The sequence below is a fragment of the Flavobacterium sp. genome (assembly GCF_027533505.1).
GTDB lineage: Bacteria > Bacteroidota > Bacteroidia > Flavobacteriales > Flavobacteriaceae > Flavobacterium.
The window spans coordinates 12191-32280 of the sequence record NZ_JAPZUB010000005.1; the positions used below are offsets into that span (position 1 = coordinate 12191).

Annotated in this window: 21 protein-coding genes; 7 read left to right on the top strand and 14 right to left on the bottom strand. The window is 42.7% G+C overall.

Annotation, left to right across the window (positions count from 1 at the left end; genetic code table 11):
* From O9316_RS01580 to mraZ, 5 genes are read right to left on the bottom strand one after another with little or no spacing between them, the layout of a single operon-like run.
* Nucleotides 1-1461: a UDP-N-acetylmuramoyl-L-alanyl-D-glutamate--2,6-diaminopimelate ligase gene (locus O9316_RS01580; RefSeq protein WP_298205189.1), complete on the bottom strand. Its 1461-nt coding sequence runs from the start codon at nt 1459-1461 to the stop codon at nt 1-3.
* Entirely contained in the window at nt 1461-3473 is a 2013-nt protein-coding gene (locus O9316_RS01585; RefSeq protein ID WP_298205188.1) for a penicillin-binding protein, read from the bottom strand. Before O9316_RS01585 ends, O9316_RS01580 begins: the two co-directional genes overlap by 1 nt.
* Nucleotides 3461-3811 (bottom strand): FtsL-like putative cell division protein, encoded by a 351-nt coding sequence (locus O9316_RS01590; RefSeq protein ID WP_287781968.1) that lies wholly within the window; start codon nt 3809-3811, stop codon nt 3461-3463. The genes O9316_RS01585 and O9316_RS01590 overlap by 13 nt, the downstream gene beginning before the upstream one ends.
* Nucleotides 3808-4707, bottom strand: a complete 900-nt coding sequence (rsmH, locus tag O9316_RS01595) for a 16S rRNA (cytosine(1402)-N(4))-methyltransferase RsmH (protein WP_298205187.1) — start codon at nt 4705-4707, stop codon at nt 3808-3810. The genes O9316_RS01590 and rsmH overlap by 4 nt, the downstream gene beginning before the upstream one ends.
* Nucleotides 4694-5167, bottom strand: coding sequence for a division/cell wall cluster transcriptional repressor MraZ (gene mraZ / locus O9316_RS01600; RefSeq protein ID WP_298205186.1), 474 nt, complete (start codon nt 5165-5167; stop codon nt 4694-4696). The genes rsmH and mraZ overlap by 14 nt, the downstream gene beginning before the upstream one ends.
* A 392-nt stretch (nt 5168-5559) precedes the next feature.
* Between mraZ and O9316_RS01605 the strand changes: the two genes are divergently transcribed.
* The 3 genes from O9316_RS01605 to O9316_RS01615 are packed head-to-tail and all read left to right on the top strand — an operon-like array spanning nt 5560 to nt 7578.
* Nucleotides 5560-6324: an alpha/beta hydrolase gene (locus tag O9316_RS01605; RefSeq protein WP_298205185.1), complete on the top strand. Its 765-nt coding sequence runs from the start codon at nt 5560-5562 to the stop codon at nt 6322-6324.
* A 3-nt stretch (nt 6325-6327) separates the two neighbouring features.
* Entirely contained in the window at nt 6328-6945 is a 618-nt protein-coding gene (gene yihA / locus O9316_RS01610) for a ribosome biogenesis GTP-binding protein YihA/YsxC (RefSeq protein ID WP_073363064.1), read from the top strand.
* A gap of 9 nt (nt 6946-6954) precedes the next feature.
* Nucleotides 6955-7578: a hypothetical protein gene (locus tag O9316_RS01615; protein WP_298205184.1), complete on the top strand. Its 624-nt coding sequence runs from the start codon at nt 6955-6957 to the stop codon at nt 7576-7578.
* A 2-nt stretch (nt 7579-7580) separates the two neighbouring features.
* On the opposite strand, the gene gldC is transcribed toward O9316_RS01615, so the two are convergent.
* The gene (gene gldC, locus O9316_RS01620) at nt 7581-7919 is read right to left on the bottom strand and encodes a gliding motility protein GldC (protein ID WP_298205183.1); all 339 of its coding nucleotides are present in this window, start codon (nt 7917-7919) and stop codon (nt 7581-7583) included.
* Nucleotides 7912-8880 carry a gliding motility lipoprotein GldB gene (gene gldB / locus O9316_RS01625; RefSeq protein WP_298205182.1) on the bottom strand — a complete coding sequence of 323 codons (969 nt, stop codon included), beginning with the start codon at nt 8878-8880 and terminating at the stop codon, nt 7912-7914. The genes gldC and gldB overlap by 8 nt, the downstream gene beginning before the upstream one ends.
* 187 nt (nt 8881-9067) lie before the next feature.
* On the opposite strand from gldB, the gene nadE reads away from it, so the two are divergent.
* Both nadE and O9316_RS01635 read left to right on the top strand, forming a co-directional pair.
* Nucleotides 9068-9874, top strand: coding sequence for an NAD(+) synthase (nadE, locus tag O9316_RS01630; protein ID WP_298205181.1), 807 nt, complete (start codon nt 9068-9070; stop codon nt 9872-9874).
* A gap of 76 nt (nt 9875-9950) precedes the next feature.
* Nucleotides 9951-10580 (top strand): response regulator transcription factor, encoded by a 630-nt coding sequence (locus O9316_RS01635; RefSeq protein ID WP_073363056.1) that lies wholly within the window; start codon nt 9951-9953, stop codon nt 10578-10580.
* Here the strand turns inward: O9316_RS01635 and dnaG are convergent.
* The 5 genes from dnaG to O9316_RS01660 all read right to left on the bottom strand — a co-directional run bounded on the left by dnaG (nt 10577) and on the right by O9316_RS01660 (nt 16104).
* A complete protein-coding gene (gene dnaG / locus O9316_RS01640; protein WP_298205180.1) occupies nt 10577-12562 on the bottom strand; it encodes a DNA primase in 1986 nt (661 codons plus the stop codon). The genes O9316_RS01635 and dnaG overlap by 4 nt on opposite strands.
* Before the next feature lie 87 nt (nt 12563-12649).
* Nucleotides 12650-13699 carry a hypothetical protein gene (locus tag O9316_RS01645; protein ID WP_298205179.1) on the bottom strand — a complete coding sequence of 350 codons (1050 nt, stop codon included), beginning with the start codon at nt 13697-13699 and terminating at the stop codon, nt 12650-12652.
* A 34-nt stretch (nt 13700-13733) separates the two neighbouring features.
* The gene (locus O9316_RS01650; RefSeq protein WP_298205178.1) at nt 13734-14447 is read right to left on the bottom strand and encodes a hypothetical protein; all 714 of its coding nucleotides are present in this window, start codon (nt 14445-14447) and stop codon (nt 13734-13736) included.
* Nucleotides 14434-14994, bottom strand: coding sequence for an RNA polymerase sigma factor (locus O9316_RS01655; RefSeq protein WP_298205177.1), 561 nt, complete (start codon nt 14992-14994; stop codon nt 14434-14436). Before O9316_RS01655 ends, O9316_RS01650 begins: the two co-directional genes overlap by 14 nt.
* A 132-nt stretch (nt 14995-15126) precedes the next feature.
* Nucleotides 15127-16104 (bottom strand): polyprenyl synthetase family protein, encoded by a 978-nt coding sequence (locus O9316_RS01660; protein ID WP_298205176.1) that lies wholly within the window; start codon nt 16102-16104, stop codon nt 15127-15129.
* Nucleotides 16105-16211: 107 nt separating this feature from the next.
* Here O9316_RS01660 and O9316_RS01665 point away from each other — a divergent pair, with 107 nt between their 5' ends.
* Nucleotides 16212-17087 carry a hypothetical protein gene (locus O9316_RS01665; protein ID WP_298205175.1) on the top strand — a complete coding sequence of 292 codons (876 nt, stop codon included), beginning with the start codon at nt 16212-16214 and terminating at the stop codon, nt 17085-17087.
* Between the two features lie 48 nt (nt 17088-17135).
* On the opposite strand, the gene rlmN is transcribed toward O9316_RS01665, so the two are convergent.
* Nucleotides 17136-18173, bottom strand: a complete 1038-nt coding sequence (gene rlmN, locus O9316_RS01670) for a 23S rRNA (adenine(2503)-C(2))-methyltransferase RlmN (protein ID WP_298205174.1) — start codon at nt 18171-18173, stop codon at nt 17136-17138.
* Nucleotides 18174-19334: 1161 nt separating this feature from the next.
* Nucleotides 19335-19871 (bottom strand): CIA30 family protein, encoded by a 537-nt coding sequence (locus O9316_RS01675; protein ID WP_298205173.1) that lies wholly within the window; start codon nt 19869-19871, stop codon nt 19335-19337.
* A 14-nt stretch (nt 19872-19885) separates the two neighbouring features.
* Here O9316_RS01675 and O9316_RS01680 point away from each other — a divergent pair, with 14 nt between their 5' ends.
* Nucleotides 19886-20056 carry a hypothetical protein gene (locus tag O9316_RS01680; RefSeq protein ID WP_298346914.1) on the top strand — a complete coding sequence of 57 codons (171 nt, stop codon included), beginning with the start codon at nt 19886-19888 and terminating at the stop codon, nt 20054-20056.
* The last annotated feature ends 34 nt before the right edge of the window (nt 20057-20090 follow it).

The following is a 20090-nucleotide window of genomic DNA, read 5'->3' on the forward strand; positions in this document are numbered from 1 at the left end:
TTAGGAATTTAAGCGTTGGAGGAATTCGGTAACAATCTTTAAATCATCAAAATCGTGGCGCACCCCGTTTATTTCCTGATAGGTTTCGTGACCTTTACCAGCAATCAAAATAATATCCTGGGGTTGAGCCATTTGACATGCGGTTTTTATGGCTTGTTTTCGATCTAAAATCGAAAGGGTTTTTTTGAAATATTGGGGTTCCACACCCACTTCCATCTCGTTTACGATTTGTTGTGGGTCTTCCGTGCGTGGATTATCGGAGGTGAAAATGACTTTGTCGCTATATTCTGCAGCAATATTGGCCATTATCGGACGTTTGGTTTTGTCGCGATCGCCCCCGCAACCGACTACGGTAATCAATTGCTCATTGCGGGCACGAATGTCGCCAATCGTTTTAAGCACATTGGCTAAAGCATCGGGTGTATGAGCATAATCAACGATCGCCGTGATATGATTGGGTGAAACCACAAACTGAAAGCGTCCTGAAACACTTTCTAATTCGGATAAAAGTCGTAAAGCTTCTGATTTTTCAAGTCCCAACTCGATAGCAACCCCATAAATGGCCAACACGTTGTAGGCATTAAAAGAACCGATTAATTTGACCCAAACTTCTTGCTCATTAATTTTTAGAAGCAAACCCGACAACTGATTTTCCAACACTTGCGCTTTGTAATCGGCCATTGATTTTAAGGCATACGTAAGGGTTCGAGCCCCCGTATTTTGTACCATTACAGCCCCATTTTTATCATCAATATTGACAAGCGCAAAAGCCGATTTGGGCAAGTGATCAAAAAATGATTTTTTCACATCACGGTATGCTGCGAAAGTGTTGTGGTAATCTAAATGATCATGGGTTAGGTTGGTAAAAACGCCTCCTTTGAACACCAATCCTTCGGTACGCTTTTGGTGTACACCATGGGAACTCACTTCCATAAAACAATATTCACAACCCACTTCGGCCATTTCAGCCAAATACCGGTTAATCGTCAGGGAATCGGGCGTGGTATGTGTGGCGGGATACTCGTGGGTATCGACCATAACTTTTACGGTGGAAAGTAAACCAACTTTAAATCCTGCCTTTTTAAACAACTGATACAACAATGTTGCGATGGTAGTCTTGCCGTTAGTCCCCGTTACGCCTACCAGTTGTAATTTGGCAGAAGGATTATCATAAAAGTTGTTGGCCATCCATGCCAAAGCCGTATTGGTGTCGGCTACTTGGATGTAAGTGATTTGTGGTAGAAGGGTTTCGGGCAGTGTATCACACACTACGGCTAGAGTACCCAAAGTGATCGCTTTTTCAATAAAATCATGTCCATTGGCCAGCGTCCCGCGTAGAGCTACGAACACATCCCCATGAGTAACTTTTCGGGAATCAAATTCAATTTTAGCCACAGGAATATCGGTCGGTCCTTTAACCGATTCTAAAGCTACGCGGTAGAGTAAATCTTTGAGTTGCATTATGATAATTCTAGAGTGATGGGTGTATTTTTTCGAAGGATTTCTCCAGGTCGCAACGATTGGGACTTCACTTTTCCTATCCCTTTAACTTTAACTTTCATGCCCATATTTTCTAGCAAAGCAATCGCATCCATCCCTGGCATGCCTTTTAGATTGGGCATGGTGTTATTCGCTTTTTGCAATTTTTGATAGTAGGCATTGTATTGCTGTTCTTGACGGGCAATCTTGGCATCCACATTGTGCACTTTATTCATAGCGGGGGCATCGGTAAAAATCTTTTGTGCAATGCGTTTAAACACCGGACCCGCCACATCGGCACCATAGTAATTGTTGTTGGACGTATTGGGCTTGTGCACCACAACGATACACGAATACTTTGGCTTATCAGCAGGGAAAAAGCCCACAAATGAGGAAATGTAATGCTTTTCATTGCCTCCATTTTTACCGTAATTGGCTTGCGCGGTTCCCGTTTTTCCGGCCATAGAAAAATCTTTGGAATACAACTTTGAGCCTGTACCGCGTTTGACTACATTTTCCATAATCGCTTTCAACTTTTGGATGGTTTCTGGCGAACAAATGCGTCGGTTAAGCACTTCTTTGTTGTATTTTTTAATGGTATTATTCCATTCTTTAATCTCTGATACGAATAAGGGTTTCACCATTTCTCCGTTATTGGCGATCGCATTATACAAGGTTAATGTTTGCAGTGGCGTCACCGAAACCCCGTAGCCAAAAGCCATCCAGGGCAATGCAATCGCACTCCACCCTTTTTCCCCAGGCTGAGGAATATAGGGTTTCCCCTCACCTTTAAAGGGAAGTTCCAAGGGCTTGTTCAATCCCATGCGGTCGATGCGGTCAACGAACTGTTTGGGATTGTTTTTGTAATTTTCATACACCGCTTGTACCAAAACCGTATTGGAAGAAACCTCAAATCCACGAGCCAAAGAGATGCTTCCATAGCCCCCTTCATGAGAGTCGCGTACTTTTTTACCGCGGTACGTTATCACCCCACCGTTGGTATTATACACCCTACTGGTATCTACTTTTTTATCCTCCAACAAGGCGATCATATCTACCAATTTGAAGGTAGAACCCGGTTCGTGCGACTCTGCCACCGCATAGTTGATGGTTTCGTAGTAGTTGCCTGTTTTTTCATCGCGACCCAAATTGGAAATCGCACGTACATAGCCCGTTTTGGTTTCCATAACCACCACACAGCCGTGCTCCGCACCGTATTCTTCCAATTGCTTTAACAAGGCGTGGTGGGCGATATCTTGAATAAAAACATCAATGGTTGAAATTACATCGTAGCCATCGCGGGGTTCCTTTTCATTTTCATCACGAATGGGTTTCCATTGTCCTTTGGCAATTTTTTGTTTCAAAATTTTACCGTCTTCTCCCCGTAAATACTTGCTAAACGCCCCTTCAATCCCGATGCGTTTTACTGTACCATCGTCCAAAACACGTTCGTAACCAATAGTCCGTTCGGCCACTTTCCCAATAGGATGCTCCCGAACCGTGTGTTGTTCGACAATCATACCGCCTTTGTAAGCGCCTTTGTTGAACAAGGGCATTGCTTTGAAATCCATGTACTGGGTGTAGGTCAAATCATCGGCGATAAACAAGTACCGATTTTTATTGGCGCGTGCTTTGCGCAACATATCTTGGTAGTGCGAAGCAGGTTTACCCAACCTCTTGGACAGGGCTTGTGCTAGATCGGGAACATTTGCTTCAAAATCCTCCAATTTGGGTGCCATAGCATCAAAGCGAATGGTGTAATTGGGAATAGAAGTCGCCAACAAACTTCCGTCGGCGGAATAAATATTGCCTTTATTAGCGGGAATAACGAAGGTTTTTACCGACCGTTCTTTGGCTAATTTTCGGTAATAGGGCCCTTCTACCCATTGGATATTGGTCAATTTTACCACGATAGCAATCGCCATGAGGAAAAAGACCAACGCGGTGAGGTAGGTGCGGTAAGAAAGTGCTTTATCGTTGTTTACTCCTGCCATAGGGAACTCCAAAATCCTTTCGATTCTTTTTTGGTTACGGTTATCTTCTGCGGAGGCACGGGAGAGGGTTTGATTCCACGCGCTTCCATTTTTTGTGAAATGGTCGACTCCATTCGGAGTTTCATCAATTGTGAACGGCGATCGACAAATCGAGAGCGCAATTCTTTCACTTCATTGTTCAATTCGGCGATACGAAACACCTTTTGTTCATACCGATGGGTATTGGCAATCATGATAATGGCCAATAAAATCAGAAAAAGGATAAACCGCCAGTTCTGTGATGCGGATTCATCCACTAGAAATCGGGCTTTTAACAAGCTGTAAATTCCTCGTTTCATCCTAATTTTTCTGCTATTCTTAGTTTCGCACTTCGCGCACGATTGTTTGTACTTATTTCTGCGGCACTGGGCACAATGAGTTTTCCTATAGTTTTGAAAGGCACCGAATAATTCCCAAAGAAATCGCGTTCGGGTTCGCCTTCAAACATTCCATTTTTGACATAGCGTTTGACCAAACGATCTTCCAAAGAATGGTAGGAAATTACACTCAATCGCCCGCCAGGACGCAACACTTCTAGGGATTGTGTCAAAAAATCTTTGAGCACTTCCATCTCTTGATTCACTTCAATACGAATAGCTTGATAGATTTGTGCCAAAATTTTATTACTCAAATGAGCTGGTAAATATTTGGCCAAAACCAGTTTCAAATCGGCAGTGGTTTCAATTGGTTTTTGACTGCGTGCTTCGATAATCGTTCGTGCAAAAGCGGGAGCCTGCTTGAGTTCGCCATACAGCAAAAACATACTGCGCAATGCACTCTCGTCATAGGTGTTGATGACTTGATAGGCGTCTAATTCATTTTGCTGACTCATCCGCATGTCCAATTTGGCCTCAAAACGAGTGGAAAATCCTCGCTCAGGCACATCAAACTGATGCGAAGAAACTCCTAAATCAGCCAATATCCCATCGACAGCACGAACGCCATGAAATCGAAGAAATCGCTTAAGGTATCGGAAGTTTTCGGGAATTAAGGTAAAACGAGCATCATCCAACGCATTGGCCCATGCATCTTCGTCTTGATCAAAAGCAAAAAGCTTTCCCTCCGGACCCAAGCGTCGTAAAATTTCACGCGAATGCCCCCCGCCCCCAAAGGTCACGTCAACATAGACGCCATCGGGACGAATTGCCAAACCCTCAACGGTTTCCTGCAACAATACGGGGTTATGATAGTCCATGATCATCGTCGTTTACATTTCCCATTACATCTTCGGCCAAATCTGCAAAGTCAACGACAGAATCATCAATTGCTTTTTCATACAAGTCTTTATCCCAGATCTCGACGATATGAACCGCCGATGATAAGACTACATCTTTGGAGATTTGGGCAAAAGCGGTTAAGTCTTTGGAGACTAATAATCGACCCAAGTTGTCAATTTCCACCACTTTAACCCCTGCCGTAAAGCGTCGGATAAAGTCGTTGTTCTTCTTGACAAACTTGTTGAGCTTGTTGATTTTTTGCATCATCAGATTCCATTCCGCCATAGGATACAATTCCAAACAAGGTTGAAATACCGAGCGCTTCAGCACAAAACCGTCCTGAAGTACAGCCGTAAGTTGCTTCTTCAAAGGCGCAGGCACTAAAAGCCTTCCTTTGGCATCAACTTTACACTCGTATGTCCCTATTAATGCGTTCATTATGCGAAATCGGATGTATGGGAACAAAAATAGGAAAGATTTTACCACATTTTACCACTTTACTCCACTTTGTTGATAAGTTTTACCACTTTGTATCAAAATCCTAGAGGAACACGGAAAAGGGTGTTTTACAAAAAGTTTAACAATTGTGGATAAGGAGTAAAAAAATCGCATATTGCAAAGTCATTGGCCGATACTGAGCAAAAAAACTAAGGCTGATTTAACAAGTTTGAAGTGCTTAGAAAAAATGGAGTTCTGATTGCAAGCCCGTTAGCCATTTGACACTACAAATCAAAACACAACAGTAAGATAACCGCAAATAATGGGTATCACACTGGGATATTAGGTTAAAAAAACTATATTTGTAACCAAGCAAAATCGTAGGATTCAATATGGATGTAAGCGCAAAAAAAGAGGGTAAATACCAATATTATGAAGCTGGAGAAGGCACGCCAATTGTGGTGTTGCATGGATTAATGGGCGGTTTGAGTAATTTTAAAGCTGTTGCTGATCACTTTTCGACCCGCGGCTATAAAGTGGTGATTCCTGAATTGCCGCTATACACTCAAAACATCCTCAAAACCAACGTGAAAGCCTTTGCGAAATACGTCAAGGATTTTATTACCTACAAAGGGTTTCCGCGGGTAATCCTTTTGGGTAATTCGTTGGGAGGACACATCTCTTTATACCACACCAAAATGTATCCCGAAAAAGTAGCGGGTTTGGTGATTACCGGAAGCTCCGGTTTGTATGAGAGTGCTATGGGGGACAGTTACCCCAAACGCGGCGATTATGAGTACATCAAAAAGAAAACCGAAGACGTGTTTTACGACCCCAAAATGGCTACTCCAGAATTGGTGGACGAAGTATTTTCGATTGTCAATGACCGTATTAAAGTTTTAAAAACACTCACGATTGCCAAAAGTGCGATTCGTCATAATATGGGGAAAGATTTGCCTAAAATGCATGTAAAAACCTGTATAATTTGGGGAAAAAATGACCGCGTTACTCCCCCTGAAGTCGCTGAAGAATTTCACAAGCTGATGCCTAATTCAGACCTGTACTGGATTGATCAATGTGGCCATGCTGCGATGATGGAACAACCAGAAGCATTCAATCAGCATTTGGAAACGTGGCTGAAAAAAGAAGGTTTATAAGGCATGAAAATCAATAGCGCCGAATTTATCATCAGCAATTCTGTGGTGAGTAAATGCCCACAGGAACCCCTACCCGAGTATGCTTTTATTGGGCGCTCCAATGTGGGGAAATCCTCGTTGATTAATATGTTGACCAACCATAAAAATTTGGCTAAAACCTCGGGGCGCCCCGGGAAAACGCAGCTAATCAATCATTTTAAAATCAATCAAAATTGGTTTTTGGTCGATTTGCCCGGATACGGCTATGCACGAGTATCCAAATCTACAAAAGCGACATTTCAAAAATTCATCACCGATTATTTCGAAAAAAGAACCCAATTAGTGTGTGCGTTTGTCTTAATTGACGTGCGTTTGGAAGCCCAGAAAATCGATTTGGAATTTATCAATTACTTGGGGGAAAATGGCATCCCTTTTTGCTTGGTTTTTACCAAAATGGATAAAATTACCCGAGTGAAAGCCGAATCCAATGTGGCAGCTTACCGAAAAAAACTGTTGGCCGAGAATTGGGAAGAAATGCCCCCTTACTTTATTACTTCTTCCGAAACCAAAGTGGGGCGTGAAGAGTTATTGACCTACATCGAATCGATCAATGAAACCATTCGCAAATCGCCATTCCCTTAAACTATTGCCATGAAAAAATCTATTTTACAAGCCATTCCATACACTATTTGCACCCTTTTCCTTATCCTTTTATCGGGTTGTAATCTCCCCAAATACTCCGTGCTTTCGCAGGGACCTGCGGGCGGGGTGGACTTCCGTACGGGCAATTGGTTGTTGCTAGAAATTGATTGTCCGCCTGAAGTATATGGTGCACTCAATACGGCAATACAAACCGACTTCAAAGCCATTTTGGGCGATCGCATTTATTTTCCCCATCAAATACAAAGCGCGATCATTCCGAAAGACGCCAAAATACAAATGAAATTACCCACATTGAAGCAATTGGCCTTGGGGGTTCCTTCTTGTGATTATGTGATTCTATGCAAAGCCGTCATTGCCAAAGATGAAATGGGACTCGTCAATTATAATTCCCGTTTTCAGCAAACGCAGAAACAGAATATGGCGCATGTTACCTTGGAATGTTACGACCTCAAAAAACAAACCCTGTTGTACTCCAAACGATTTACAGGAAGTACTACTAGCACTGTAATTCATGGCGGTGAACGATGGGAGCTAAGTGTCGATGCGCGCAAATTATTACTGAAAGCCTATGCGAAAGGGATGAAGGATTTACAGCGCACATCAGTACGCTAATGTTACCCCTTCAAATTTAATTTTTCGGCAAAGAAATCCGAGAAGTCCCGCATCGAATCGGCCATTTTATCGTCTTGGGTAGCCCGTTGATAGGTATCGGCCATGGCGACAAGGGTTTGATGAAAAAAGATTTTCATCTCATCCACCGGCATGTCTTTCGTCCACAAATCAATACGTAGCGTTTCTTTTTGCTGACTGTCCCACAACGACAACAGCACCGCTTTGGCTCCGGCATTTTCCACGCCACCATCAATGGCGGTCCAACTCAAGGCCTCGGGAATTCGATTTTCATCGAGGGTAACATTGACTTTTATTTCCGAGGTAAAGGTTTGCTTACTCATTCTTTTTGGGTTTGTATTTGGATTGTTCAAAGATACGATGTGCCTCCATAGCGAGCAAATCTTTGGGGGTTACCTCTTCATTATTTTCAACAAACGACCGTATAATTTGCCATCCTACCCATTGGCCAATGCGCCCTGGCGTTTCGTTGTCAATTTCTAGATAAAATTTGGAAAAAGGAGCCATGTTGATAAACCGGTTGGGCAACTTACTATCGGTACTGTAGAGGTATTTGTTTTGTACAAAATTCTCCCAAATGTATGCTTCATTTTCTTGGCAAAATTGAAGTTGCTTAGGCGTATACCCGATTTTCTCCGCATCGGTGTAATCAGGAATCAAAAGATCTTTGAGATACAATTCTTTTCCGGCATCAATCATCAAACTCAAAAAATCGGCCTTACGCGACTTGGGAATCACCCGAAAACCTATGGCCGCAACCACATCGGGAATCATTTGACGCGGCTCAAAGTTGTCGCGAATGTACTGCGGAATGCCTGCATAAAAGGGGTGGTTTTTCCCGAGATACATTTCTAATGAAACAATCAATTTATCTTGCGTATAAATGGCTTTGTTTAGATAATCCATTTCCCCAATAGCGGTATAAATACGGGGTTCTTTGACTTTAGGGAAATAATATTTGACATGCTTAAATACATCGTCAATTTCCGTTTGCTCGGCACTAAAGTCTTTATAGCGTTTGGACACCTCTCGGTAAAGTGCCTGCCAATCTTTATTTTGAAGGCGATTAACCCATACGGAATCGGGTACGCCGTCAGGGAAGAACTCAGGATACTGTTGCTTCACCTTTGCCAAATCAGCAGGACTTGATTCATAAAAAGCCTGCTCAAATCGATGGAGTTGGGTTACTACAGGTATGGCTTCCACCTCTTTTTCCACCTTTGCTTTCGGATCACAGGCCACCACGACAAGTCCTACACAAAACAATCCTATCAATTTTTTCATTCCTACAAAAATTTATTTTTCATTCGTAAATAAAACCTTACCTTCGCCTTTTACGTAAATAAAAAAATACGTTCTAAAATGGTTAATTTCTTTGTCAATTAATTCAAAACGAACAAGTATTGTAATTCGTATAAATTAATATTTTTGCAAATATACGTGAGTTATCCTACTTTTCATTTGAATGAACATGACAAATACCAACTCGTTTAATCCCGCCCGTGTCAACGATTATATCGTGCAATGGTTGTTGGATTACGCCACCCAAGCCAAAGTAAATGGATTTGTGGTTGGCATTTCTGGTGGTGTAGACTCGGCCGTAACATCGACCTTGTGTGCACAAACAGGCTTACCCACTTTGTGTGTGGAAATGCCAATCCATCAGGCAGCGAGTCAGGTGAATCGCGCGCAAGAACATATCGCTCAATTGCAAGAGCGGTTTCCATGGGTCACAGGAATGCGTGTTGATTTAACCCCGGTTTTTGAAAGTTTTAAAAATGAAGTTCCCACGAGTCCCGATGAGAAAGCCTACTTCTTATCGTTGGCCAATAGTAGAGCGCGATTGCGAATGACTACTTTATATTATTTGGCAGGTATACACGGCCGTTTGGTCGCTGGAACCGGCAATAAAGTAGAAGATTTTGGCGTCGGATTCTACACCAAATACGGGGATGGCGGTGTCGACTTAAGTCCGATTGCCGATTTGATGAAAAGTGAGGTTTACGCACTTGGAAAGTTTTTACACATTCCTGAATCAATTCAGCACGCCGCTCCAACGGATGGATTATTTGGGGACAACCGAACCGATGAAGATCAGTTGGGCGCCAGTTATGACGAACTGGAATGGGCGATGCGCGAACAGGAAAAAGGCAAACAAGCCGATGCTTTTACAGGCCGTGAGCTAGAAGTCTTTACCATTTATCAGCGACTCAACCGCGCCAACCGACATAAAATGGAACCGATTCCAGTTTGTGTCCTTCCGGAAGCTTTGCGCTAATCCTGAAGATCTTCAACGTTTTGGAACAACATCAAGAAAAATTAAGTTACCCTAACACACTCTAAAACGTTAAATTATGATTACAGTTTGTCTAGCCGACAATTTACCCGTGGTTCATTACGGGGTCAAATCGTATTTCAGGGATCACCCCGAAATTGCGGTGGTATCCAATGTAGGTAGCTTCTACATGGTGCCCGATGCCCTTCGGAACCGTGAGATCAACGTACTGGTTATCGACTTAGAATTGGATGGCCTCAAAAGTATTTACGAACTTAAAGCGATTATTAAAAACTTTCCTAACACGAAAGTCCTAGTTTTCTCCAGCCTTAACGAACAAATTTATGCTCCTAATGCCATTAAAGCAGGCGCTGCGGGTTATGTGCACAAAAGCTCTAAATTGGAAACGCTTGGTACCACCATCATCCGTGTTCACCAAGGATTGGTGATGATGAGTGAAAACATCAAAAAGAACTTGGCCCTTATCGCCAAACAAAACAAAACTGAACGGGTATACCGCAAATTATCCAACCGCGAAATTGAGGTGTTGCGTTACTTATCCGACGGTAAGAAAAACAATGAAATTTCTAAGATTTTAAATCTTAACGAAAAAACGATCAGTACCTACAAATTGCGTTTGTTGCAAAAACTAAACGTAACGAACTTGGTCGACTTGGTCAACAAAGCGAAAACGCTAGATATCGTTTAATGAAGACTGTGACGCGAAATAACGCGGCCGAGCTTCTTTGAAAAGACACTGGTCAAACCCAAGTAGTCAACGATCATCTCCAATGTACTTGAATTATCTGAATCAGCCTCCGGGCTGATTTCTTTTTTAAGCTCATCGATGATTTTATTCACCCAATACCATCGCAACGTGAGAATAGTTTCGGTGACATATTGCGCAATTCCCTGCATTTTATCTTTCACCAAAATATTCTTGGACTCCCAATTGTGCAAAAACTCACGCTCTTCTTGCATTAATATGCCCGTAACCGTCGCGGAAAGCTCGGGAGGCAATTGCGCCACATACTGATCCAAATCAAACTGTTCATTCTGATGCAAATACGTAATTACATCGTCGTAAATTTGTTTGAACCCCGGATGCGCCAATTCTATTTCGTCTTCTTGTAAACTCAAATAAATTCGATGAAAAACCTTGTATCGGTTCCATTCCCGCACCTCAACCATTTCCCCTCGCTCGTCAGCTTTCAACAAAACATCTTCAAAATCAACTTCTTGGGTTCCATACAACAAAAGGATTTCAATAATACGCTGTTCCAATAAATGCTGAATATCGACGCCTGTAGCGGGTTGTTCGGGGGTTTCATTGCGGTGCACTTCAAATGCTTTCTGAGCCTCCTTTTGTTGCTTCCCAATAGCCTCAAACTCTTTTTTTAGCAACTGCGCCAAGGTATTAAACAAGACGTCTTCTGAAATATCCATGATGCGGGAACACTCTTGGATGTAAATCTCCCGCTTAATACGATCGGGAATTTTGGAAATACTCACCACCATATCCCGAATCAGTTCCGCCTTTTTAATGGGGTCATTTTGGGCCTCACGCATCAACAGCGAGGCTTTAAACTGTATAAAGTCCTTGGCTTCAGTATCGAGATACGCCAACAAATCATGCAGCGGTGTTTTCTTGGCAAAACTATCGGGGTCTTCCCCATCGGGAAACGAACATACCTTGACGTTCATCCCTTCTTCCAGGATCAAATCAATCCCACGTAACGAAGCGCGTAATCCTGCGGCATCTCCGTCAAACAAAACGGTAATATTTTTGGTCAAGCGACTGATCAATCGAATTTGATCGGGCGTCAACGCGGTTCCCGAGGAGGCCACCACGTTTTCGATTCCCGCTTGATGCATTTGAATGACATCCGTATATCCCTCAACCAAATAACAACGGTCGTTTTTAGCAATGGCTTGTTTGGCATGAGAAATTCCGTACAACACCTTACTTTTATGGTACAAATCGCTCTCGGGCGAGTTCAAGTACTTGGCTGCTTTTTTATCGTTGGTGAGAATACGCCCCCCAAATCCCAAAACACGTCCCGACAAACTCTGTATGGGAAACATGACGCGGCCTTTGAAGCGATCAAAAGTTTTATCTTCTCCCACTATGGTCAATCCGGTTTTTTCAAGAAATTCCAACTGATAGCCCTTGGCCTGCGCCTCCTTGGTCAAAGCATCCCAAGTATTGGGAGAATAGCCCAGTCCAAACTTTTTAATGGTATCGTTGGTAAAACCGCGTTCCTTAAAATAGGTCCATGCAATGGCTTTGCCCTCTTCGGTGTCCCACAATTGTTGTTGAAAATACTGGGCGGCAAATTCGGTCACCAAAAACATACTCTCCCGTTCATTCATCGCCTCACGCTCCTCATCAGTGCGCTGCGTTTCTTCAATTTCGATATTATATTTTTTGGCCAAATAACGAATGGCTTCCGGATACGAAAAATGCTCGTGCTCCATGATGAAAGCTATCGCATTCCCTCCTTTTCCCGTACTAAAATCCTTCCAAATTTGCTTCACTGGCGATACCATAAACGAAGGCGTACGTTCGTCGGAAAACGGACTTAAGCCTTTGAAATTACTACCCGCGCGTTTGAGTTGTACGAAGTCACCAATAACTTCCTCCACCCGAACGGCGTCGTAAACTTTATCTATCGTTTCTTTGGTTATCACCCTTACTTATTTTAGGAACGGGTAAAAATACAAAAAAGACGCCTTACATAAAGCGTCTTTTCTCCCCACATCCTATCGTTATGTGCGTTAATTGAGATCGAAGCGAACGCCCAAGGAGATGTTGTTTTGTTTGACGGCATTGTTTTGGAACAATGGATTCAAATCGTATTTTAAATACAAACTTGTTTCCCGATAGCCGATATAGGTACTCAAACCGTAAATAAAGTTGGAGGCATTAAAATCACCTTTCACCTTTTGATCGTAATCCATATCGTCGATTTCAAATTCTGTTTTTTGTTTTGACTTGATGCGAATTCCAGCATAGCCTCCAACACCTAAGCGCAAACTTTTGTGCGTGCGGAATAGTGTTTTGTCGTCTTTCACTTCTTTTTTGGAAAAATCAAACTCCAAATGCAACGGAGCAACCAAATACACGTTCCGGAAACGGGCACTTTCTAAATTCACGGGACTAGTCACTAACACCGTTTGATCGCCTTGTTTTTCAAAAACACGGTTATCGGTAGGACGCAAATCGTTGTACATCAATGACATTCCATATTTTACATGCAACAAGTTATCATTTTTAAACAATCGCGTGTTGTAGGTAAAACCCCATTCGTAAAAGCGAGATCCTGCAAAACGGAAATCGGAATTTTCAACCGAACCGTCGGTGACTACATTATTTAAACCGATGGCAAAAACAAACTGCGAGGTAGTGCGTTTTTCTCCACGGAAAGTATACTTTTTCTTGTTCTTGTCTTGGTTTCCAAAGTGAATGGAAAAAAACTTACCATCGATATGCACGGTATCGCGGGTAGCCAACTTCCCGTCGACTTTGTTTTGCACTAAAAGGCGAAGCTCATCGTTTAACGAATTGACGCGTGATTCAATTTTGGCTGCTGATTCGGTGGCCAAAACTTGCTTTTCGACTGCGGCTTGCGCTGCTGTGATTTCGCCTTTTTCCAAACGAACATTTACAGCTTCAACAGCGGTTTTTAGGGCTAATTTTTCCTCTAAGGTGACTTGTTCGATCTTATCGGCGATGGCGCGTGCTTTGGATTCAAACGTTTCTTGCGCCGTTAATTTTGAGGTTAAAGCACAAAGGATTAAGGCCAAATAAAAAATAAAATTTCTCATGACGTAGTGATTTTTGTTTTTTGATGAATGATTGTTACTCCTGGTTTCGGGTGGCTAAAGCGGATTTAGCCGATTGATAATTGCGGTTGAGACGGTCAAACATGCGCTCGCGAAACGACTGATTGAGTTCGCCATCAACCTGATTTAATAAACTAGCGGCATCTACCTTGATCGTGGTTTTTGCCAACTGTGGTGGGGCCACGGCTACCGCGGTTTTAGTTACACCCGCTATCGTTTGAGAATTCACGGGCGGGGTTTCTACAACCGCTTGTGGCGCAGGTACTGCAGTTGCTGCATAACTTTCGGAAGTGGATCGTGTGTGTTGATTGATGATTTTTTTGTTGTGTTGTGGAACAGTCGACTTGTTATTCACCCCTTTGGATTGGGTTTTGGTAGGTTGCACGGCTACAGCCTCGGTGGGTGGGCGCGTACCAACGGGAAGGTCGGTTGTAACGGTATCGGTTGGGAGGGTTACAGCGTTACTGCCTTGCTTTTGAGTGACTCCGGCAGGGGAATTCGCATCCGGAGTCGGAAGGTCGGAGGTAAAATAAAACCCGAGCGAAAGCAAAACCAAAACGGAGGCCGCTACCGCCATAAAGCGAAAGTAAACGCCAAATGGACGCTTGGTTTTTTTTTCTTCGGCTACGGTCAACATGGCATCCAAGCGGTCCCAGGCTTGCGCTGAAGGCTGGATTTCACGCCCTTGAAGGCCTTGTTTGATTTGTTCTTCCCAATTATTCGGTACCATTGGTATATTTTTTTTGAAGGTTAAGTTGCTGTTGCAACATTTTTCTTGCGTGTGATAATTGTGATTTGGAGGTGCCTTCGCTGATGTTGAGCAGCTGAGCAATCTCTTGGTGTTTATACCCTTCGACACAATACAAGTTGAACACCATTTTATATCCGTCGGGCAGTTGATCGATAAGAAACTGAATCTCGTCCAGTGTGAGCTGACTTTCAATTTGGTTATGGGTTTCCTCAAAATAGGTTTCATCATCCATAAACCGCACTTTCTTTTGCACCCTCAAAAACGAAATGCATTCATTAACCATAATGCGACGTATCCATCCTTCAAAACTGCCTTTGTGCTGGAAGTGCTTTAAATTGGCAAACACCTTCATAAACGCAGTGATCATGATATCCTCGGCTTGATGTAGGTCTTTGCAATACTGACGACAAACGCCAAGCATCTTCGGAGCAAACTTCGTATAGAGTTGGTGTTGCGCATGACGATTGTTTTCAAGCGCCAGGGCAATCCATTCGTTTTCGTCGTTATGGAGGTTGATCACCTTCATGTCCGTTTGTTCCTTAGGGTTTCTATTGGTAAGACGTGTTGGCCTAAAAAAGGGTTGCATCACGCTGTAAAAAAATGTGATTTTTTTTAAAAAAAATTTACAAAATACTGATTATGAGCAGTATAAAAATAATTATTTTTTACGCTCGGTAACGTAATTCACCATCAACTCCAGGCTTTCTTTGTAGGGTGAGACTGGAAAATGCTGCAAAAGCAATAAGGCTTCCGATTTAAACGCGGTCATTTTTTGTTCGGCAAAGGTAAGTCCGCCTTTATCTTTTACAAATTGAATGACCTCTTTTACCCGCTTTTTATCTTTATTGTAGTTTTTAATGGAATTAATACACCAGCTTTTTTCTGAAGAAGAACAATGGTTGAGAGCATAAATCAAGGGCAAGGTCATTTTTTGCTCTTTAATATCAATCCCTGTGGGTTTCCCAATCGCATCGTCGGTATAATCAAACAGGTCGTCTTTGATTTGAAAAGCCATCCCGATCAACTCGCCGAATTTTCGCATGCGTTCGACTACCACATCATCTTCCGATACCGAACGGGCGCCCAAGGCACAACATGCGGCAATCAAAGTAGCGGTTTTTTGGCGAATGATTTCGTAATAAATAGCTTCGGTAATATCGAGGCGACGCGCTTTTTCAATTTGCAACAATTCCCCCTCACTCATTTCGCGAACGGCTACCGAAATAATGCGTAGCAAATCAAAATCGCCATGATCGATGGAGAGCAACAATCCCTTGGACAACAAGTAATCGCCTACCAAAACGGCAATTTTATTTTTCCATAAGGCATTGATGGAGAAAAATCCACGGCGTCGGTTACTATCGTCTACTACATCATCGTGAACAAGGGTCGCGGTATGAATCAACTCGATAACACTTGCCCCGCGGTAGGTCCGCTCATTAACCTTCCCTTCATTGAGCATTTTGGCGGTTAAAAACACAAACATGGGACGCATTTGCTTCCCTTTGCGGTTCACAATATAGTGGGTTATTCGGTTTAGTAACGCCACTTTGGACGACATGGAATCTCGAAATTTTGATTCGAATAATTCCATTTCCTCTTGGATGGGTTGCTTGATTTGTGCCGTAATATTCATGCGTTACAAAGATACAACAATCCTATGGGCCACAACATTTTTTGATTTGGCATTAAACTTTTTTTAACGTTCGCCATCTAAGTACTATAACTGTAAAAATTAGCTTTATGAAAACAATGCTGAAAACCCTTGTCATTGGATTAGCTTTCGCTCTTGCCAGTTGCACCAAAGACGATGCCACACCTGTTATCACCGCTGAAGAAGCCAGTGTGAATGCCAAAATTGACTTAGCCAACAATGATGTTACCGACATTGTGATGAATGAGGAACAAAGTACTTATTTGGATCCTGCCAACAAAAACAGTGCTTTGAGTACTTTGGCCTTACCGCCATGTGCCACTATTAGCCGTGTTCCTGCGTTTGGGACGCCATTAACACCAGGAACTCAAGTGACCAAAACCATTGATTTCGGAACCGCGGGATGTACTCTTGCCAGTGGAAATGTAGTTAAAGGGCGCATTATTATGAGCTTTACGTTCAATCCTGGGGCGACTTCGCACACCATCAACTACCAGTTTGATAATTTCTACCACAACAACCTCAAATTTGATGGAAATAAAACCTTTACCCGAGTCATGACACCCGCAACAGCAACAACGCCCAGTCTTCCTGTGGTTACGATGAATATGGATATGAGTGTGACCCTTCCCAACGGCAATGTGTACCAACGGGTAGGACAACGGGTACGTCAAATCACCGCAGGCTATGACACACCCAATGTATTGACGGATAATGTATACAGCGTAACCGGCAGCTGGACGACTACGTTCCCCAGCAGCACCCTACAAACAAGTACGATTACCACTCCTTTGATGGTAAAAATGAGTTGCATTACCACCAACAAACCCTTGTTGGTAAGTGGCGTGATTACTATCGAGCGCAATGGCAACACGGCGACCTTAGACTACGGAGACGGGACCTGTGACAATACTGCCTTGTTTACCTTCAACGGAACCTCGGTGACTATTGTGATTGGAAATTAAAAAAAAGCTTCCAAAAAAAACGTCTCAACTTAGCTGAGACGTTTTTTTTTACGATTTATTGGCCAATTGCCCACAAGCGGCATCGATATCTTTGCCTCGACTGCGGCGCACTTTTACCACAATATCATGGCGCTCCAAAGCGTCGATATACGCCTGAATCGCTTCTTCGGAGGCTTGCTGAAATGCACCATCGTCGATAGGATTGTACTCAATTAAATTGACCTTACAGGGAACGTATTTACAAAACTTCACCAAAGCCTCTACAGCTTCGCGATTGTCGTTGATACCGCGCCACACTACGTATTCGTAAGTGACTTTACTTTTGGTCTTTTGGTACCAATACTCCAAACTCTCCCGCAAGTCCGTGAGTGGAAAATTGGTAGTAAACGGCATAATCTTGTTGCGGGTGCTTTCGATGGCGGAATGCAAGGAGACGGCCAATTTGAACTTTACGCCGTCGTCGGCCATTTTTTTAATCATCTTCGGAATCCCCGAGGTCGACACGGTAATGCGTTTGGGAGACATCCCCAAGCCTTCATCGGAGGTGATTTTCTCGATGGCTTTCATCACGTTGGGGTAATTCATAAGGGGTTCACCCATGCCCATAAACACGATATTGGACAACGGGTGGTTATAGTACAACCGACTCTCGCGATCGATAGCAACGACCTGGTCATAGATTTCATCGGGTTGCAAATTGCGCATGCGTTTCAAGCGCGCGGTAGCACAGAAATTGCAATCGAGGCTACACCCTACCTGACTCGATACACATGCCGTGGTGCGGGTAGCAGTGGGAATCAAAACACTTTCGACGACCAAACCGTCATGGAGACGCACTGCATTTTTAACCGTACCGTCAGCACTCCGTTGCATTTGATCAACCTGAATGTGGTTGATGACAAAATGGGTTTCCAACAAAGTTCGGGTTGCTTTGGACACATTGGTCATGTCGTCAAACTTATGAGCGCCTTTGGTCCACAACCATTCATAGACTTGGTTTCCCCGAAAAGCTTGATCGCCTTGTGCTACAAAAAAATCACGCAATTGGTCTTTGGTGAGCGCTCGAATGTCTTTTTTGTCTTCCATGGGGCAAAGGTAGATAGGAATTATGAATTATAAATTATGAATTATGAATTATGCGTTTCGGGTTTGTAGTTTCAAGTTTCAGGTTTATTCCGCTTCGTTCCATCAGTCGGCTAAAGCCTCGTGTCAAGTTTCAGGTTGGATTACTTTTTTAAACATTAAGGAATTAAGAATTGTTTTAAGTGGCTTAAACTCTTAATTTTCTTCATGGTTAAAGTTTAACCGCAAAGACGCAAAGTAAGCGCAATGTTCGCGAAGTTTTTGAGGACGCTAAGTCGCTGCGCTTGGCAAAGAATTGACGTTGATTAAGCAGAAAAGTTTTGTTTAGTTTAAATATTTATTAGGTGTAATAGTGTAACGGAATATTGATTGATACGTTCATTTTCAAATTGGCACATTGACGCATTGACACATTGACACATTGATTATTTGTATCACAAGTTTTTTTACCGCAAAGACGCAAAGTAAGCGCAATGTTCGCGAAGTTTTTGAGGACGCTAAGTCGCTGCGCTTGGCAAAGAATTGTCGTTGATTAAGTAGAAAAGTTTTGTTTAGTTTAAATGTTTATTAGGTGTAATAGTGTAACGGAATATTGATTGATACGTTCATTTTCAAATTGACAAATTTTCAAATTGGCTCATTAACGCATTGACGCATTGACACATTGACACATTGATTATATGTATCACAAGGTTTTTTACCGCAAAGACGCAAAGTAAGCGCAATGCTCGCGAAGTTTTTAAGAACACTAAGTCGCTACGCTTGGCAAAGGATTGAGGTTGAATTTGTTTTAAAGTGGGGGTTAGTTTAAATGTTTATTAGGTGTAATAGTGTAACGGAATATAGATTGATACGTTCATTTTCAAATTGGCACATTTTCAAATTGGCACATTAACGCATTGACACATTGGCAAATTAATTATTTGTGTTACAAGTTTTTTTTACCGCAAAGACGCAAAGTAAGCGCAATGTTCGCGAAGTTTTTAAGAACACTAAGTCGCTACGCTTGGCAAAGAATTGACGTTGATTAAGCAGAAAAGTTTTGTTTAGTTTAAATGTTTATTAGGTGTAATAGTGTAACGGAATATAGATTGATACGTTCATTTTCAAATTGGCAAATTTTCAAATTGGCACATTGACGCATAGACACATTAACGCATTGACTCATTCCACAGCAATCCAATCGATAAGCAGGGTGAAATCTTCTTCCTGTTTGTTGGCAATGAGGAAACTGATTTGGGCGATACGGTCAAAATTAAAGTTAGGCATGGCCAACATACGCCCTCGGAATTGAGGGTAGAAGTCGTTGAGGGGCAAGCGAATTTCCTGCCATTGGCCGTTGGTGCGAAAAGGCTGCACATACGATTCGGGTTGGTTTCGGGTTCCTTTAAGACGAAACTCATACCGCTTGCCATCGCCCTTGAGACGAAGAACGATATGGGTTTGGTTGGGGGTAAGGGATTGAGCGGTGTCCCATTGTACTGAAGCAAAACCGCCGTTGTAGGCAAGGGAAACCTGTCCCGAAAATTCACCATGCCCTTCGGGAGTGAGACGAATAGTACTGCTAGAAATTCCGCCCATAACACCATCGTTAACAATGCGCCATTCCCGCAGGTTAGTTTCGGAGGAAAAAGTAAAAATCTTCTTTTGAGGACCTTCGTGGGTAAGGCAAAAAACGAGCAGTAGGCTAATGTATTTCATGGGGTGTTATTTTTATGAAAAAGAAAGAGTACAAACAACCCTTTGAGGCTACTCCTTGGTTTTTTGAACTTCTTTCCGTTCGAAGGTACGAAGATTTTTTGTTGTTTTTGTATACTGGGATTGGTAGATGGTTGTTGGTTGTCGGTTGTCGGTTGTCGGATAGCCGACTCAACAAAGGCGGATAGGCAGGCTAGTGACTTACGACTTTTGACTTTTTGA